This is a genomic window from Microbacterium sp. P2_F9 (assembly GCF_056403635.1).
In genome coordinates this window covers 1-3,632 of the sequence record NZ_JBFUFC010000277.1, presented here as the reverse complement: position 1 = coordinate 3,632, position 3,632 = coordinate 1, and the positions used below count along the sequence as shown (strand labels likewise).

Genomic DNA, 3,632 nt, shown 5'->3' with positions numbered 1-3,632 from the left:
GCCGTGATGTAGTCCTCGGCGGCGGAGACCTGCGCCTGCGCTCGCATCATCACCTGGCCGAGCATCTCCTGCGCGCGCTGCGCCTGGGCCGCGGCATCCCGCACTCCGGCGATCACCGCGTCGATCTGGGTGTTGGCGGCCTCGAGCCCCTGCAGAGCAGCGAGCGGGCGCTTGCCGGTGCCGGACAGCAGCCCGTCGGCCTCGGCGAGCTGCTGGCGGACGGCGGTGACGGCAGCGGCCACGCGGCCGTCGGGATCGGGAAGCGCGGCGGCCGCGGCCAGATCCTGCTGGAGTTCGGCGATGAGTGCGCGAGCGCGGGTCTCGCCGGCCGTCAGGTCGGCGCCGAGCTTGTCGATCGCCTGCTCGAGCAGCCCTGCCTGCGCGACGGCGTCTTCGGCGGCGCGGATGCTGACGGCCGCGGCGCCGCCATCGCCCGCGCCGATCGCGGTCTGGGCGGCGGCGAGCTGGGCGTCCGCGAAGGTCAGGCGATCGGCCGCCTGGGCGGGATTGTCCGCGATCGTCGTGAGCGCCTCGGGGGCGTAGCCCTGCGCGAGCGCCCGAAGGCGGCCGGCGGCCGATGCCACCCCCGGCGCGGCGGCGGCGCGCTCCTGCTGCACCCGGGCGAAGGCCTCCGGCGYGTTGCGTTCGAGCTTGCGCAGCTCATCGAACGCCTCGGACTTCTCGTCGAGCCCGTGGTTGGCGCCCTCGAGCAGCCGGATGATCTGGGTGTTCCACGCCCGCACCTGCTCCTCGGTGTCGGGCGTCGCATCGTCGAGCTGCTGCTGGAGGAGGAAGGCCTTGCCGAGGCTGTCCTTCGCCGCGGCGAGAGCCTGCGCGAATTCCACGGTCGCGGCATCCCCGAACTGGGCCTTCGCGAACCCCAGCTCCTGCTCGCTCGTCTTCACCGCATCGTCGGTCTCGACGAGCGCCGAGGCGGCCTGACGCTCGAGCTGCTTCGTGTCGAGCTGGGTGAGCGGGTCGACGCTTCCCGCCGGCGGCACCGCCGACGGATTCGCGGCGACCCCCTTGCGGCGACGACGCATGACGATCCAGACGATGACGCCGAGCGCCGCCGCGATGAGGACGAAGAGGAGCAGGCCGTTGGAGAAGAGACCGCCGGCTGCTCCGCTGGACTCGTTGCCGGTGCCGTCGGGCTCGCTCCCCGTGCCACCGCTCGTGCCGGCCGTTGCGGCGGTGAGTCCGTCCGCGGCCGCATCGATCGCGCCGCCCCAGTCTTCCGCGGCGAGCTGCGGCTGGATCTGCTGCTGTTCGATGGAGGTGAGCTGTTCGTCGGTCACGGGGCCGGACGAATCACCGGACAGATAGAACTGACGCGAATCCACCGCCACCGCGAGCAGGTATTGGTTGGAGGCGAGGTTGTTCGCCGTCGCCGTCTCGTTCGCCCAGTCGGCCGCACTCGACGGGTTCGTGAACTCGTCGACGAACACGACCCAGAGATCGACATCCGTCTCATCCGAGAGCTGGGCCAGGCGGTTCTCCGCCGCATCCACCTCTGCGGGGGTGAGCACACCGGCGTCGTCGAGCACGTGGCTCGACCCGAGGGTGACGGGGTCGGTCGCCGAGGCCGCGGAAACCGAGCCGGCCAGCAGCGCCGTGAGCGTCACAGTGAGTGCCAGCACCCATCGCGCCCGCATCCGAACCCCCCGTCGCTGGGCCCTCAGCGGCCCCGGAGCCGAGTCTATGCAAGCCCGGGCATGCCGAGGTAGGGCTTGCGCGGGTCGCGGGTCGCTGCGTAGTGGATGCGCGATCCGCCGGTACGCTGGCCGCTCCGAGGAGGGTACGTGGACGATCGCTATGGCACTGATGTGCTCGCAGCCGGCTGGCGCCAGCGCGGGCAGACCGAGGTGCCGCGCGTGCCCGCCACGGCCGATCTCGTCGTCGAGGTGGCCGAAGACGGGTACTGCGGGGCTGTCGTGAAAGTGGCGTCCGGCATCGTCGAGCTCGAGGATCGCCTGGGTCGCCGACGATTGTTCCCCCTCGGGCCCGGATTCCTGATCGACGGTGCGGATGTCGTGCTCGTCGCCCCGTCCGCGGCCGCGGCACCGGCCCCCGCGCGGACGGCGTCGGGCTCGTTCGCCGCGCCCGAAGCGCGTGCCCGGGTGGCGCGTGCGAGTCGCATCCTCGTGGAGGGTCGCCACGACGCCGAACTCGTGGAGAAGGTCTGGGGCGACGACCTGCGCGCCGAAGGCGTCGTCGTCGAGTACCTCCAGGGGGTCGACCTGCTCGCCGAGATGCTCGACGAGGAGCCGCCCTCAGCGACTCGCCGTTACGGGGTACTTGTCGATCACCTCGTGCCCGGCTCCAAGGAATCGCGCATCGCGCAGGCGATCGCCGCCGGTCCGCACGGGGCGCACCTCCGGATCGTCGGCCACCCGTACATCGACGTGTGGCAGTGCGTCACGCCGCGCGCTCTCGGCATCCGGAGCTGGCCGGAAGTGCCGCGCGGCATCGACTTCAAGGTGGGCATCTGCCGAGGCCTCGGCTGGCCGTCGGCGACGCAGGCCGACCTCGCGCGCGCCTGGCAGCGGATCCTCGCCGCGGTCGGCAGCTACCGCGACCTCGAGCCGACGTTCCTCGGGCGGGTCGAGGAGCTCATCGACTACGTCACGGTCGACCCCGGCCGCTGAACGCCGGCGCCCCGGCTGGGTAGCCTGGTGCAGTGCCCGACATCCCCGCCGAACCCCGCACCTTCCGCGACCGCCCTGTCTCGTTCGTGCGCCGCAGCGGTCGGGTGTCCGAGGCGCAGGAGCGCGCCTGGGTCGAGCTGGCGCCCCGGTTCGTGCTGTCGGTGGAGCGCGATGCCGCGGAAACCAGCATCCGCTCCGGCACGGCGATCGACCCGCACGAGGTCTGGGGCCGCGCGGCGCCGCTGATCGTCGAGGTGGGATCGGGTCAGGGTCACGCGATCGTGCACGCGGCGACCTCTCGTCCCGACGACGACTTCCTCGCCGTCGAGGTGTTCCGCGCCGGGATCGCCCGCACGATGCTCGACGCCGAGCGCGCCGGGGCCGAGAATCTCCGCCTCGTCGAGGCGAACGCACCCGAGGTGCTCGAGCACCTGCTGCCCCCGGCATCCGTCGCCGAACTGTGGGTGTTCTTCCCGGATCCATGGCACAAGAACAAGCACACCAAGCGCCGGCTCGTAACCAGCGAATTCGCGGGCATCGCCGCCCGCGCGCTGCGACCGGACGGCGTGCTGCGGCTCGCGACGGACTGGGAGGACTACGCGCTGCAGATGCGGGCGGTGCTCGACGACGAGAAGGCCTTCGCCCGCGACTTCACGGGCGAGTGGGCCGAGCGCTTCGACGGGCGGGTGCTGACCTCGTTCGAACGCAAGGGGCAGCGCGCGGGCCGGGCGATCCGCGACCTCGCCTATCGGCGGACGGCCGGCGCCCGATGAGCCCGGCCGGCGCCGCCGTCGTGCGGGGACGCTGAATGCGCGCCCACCCGGCAGCAGCGGAGGTCGTGCATCCCGCCTGGTCGTGGGGGCTCGCGCCCGCGCTCCTGGCGTGCCTCTCCGCCCCGGCCTTCTTCGTGCTCCGCGTGCCGTGGGTGGGCTGGGCGCTGCTGGCGGCGGCGCTCGCCGGCGCCTGGGCGGTCGAGCGCCGCGC

General features: G+C 72.8%; 3 protein-coding genes. 2 read left to right on the top strand and 1 reads right to left on the bottom strand.

Annotated elements, in window-relative coordinates:
• The coding region (locus AC1DVT_RS18680; RefSeq protein WP_477390720.1) for a TPM domain-containing protein at nt 1-1,640 on the bottom strand (1,640 nt) is incomplete at its 3' end.
• 162 nt (nt 1,641-1,802) lie between these two features.
• Here AC1DVT_RS18680 and AC1DVT_RS18675 point away from each other — a divergent pair.
• Complete coding sequence (locus tag AC1DVT_RS18675) at nt 1,803-2,648, top strand: DUF3097 family protein (RefSeq protein ID WP_457101378.1); 846 nt, start codon at nt 1,803-1,805, stop codon at nt 2,646-2,648.
• 32 nt (nt 2,649-2,680) lie between these two features.
• The gene (gene trmB, locus AC1DVT_RS18670; protein WP_477390719.1) at nt 2,681-3,421 is read left to right on the top strand and encodes a tRNA (guanosine(46)-N7)-methyltransferase TrmB; all 741 of its coding nucleotides are present in this window, start codon (nt 2,681-2,683) and stop codon (nt 3,419-3,421) included.
• Nucleotides 3,422-3,632: the final 211 nt, after the last annotated feature.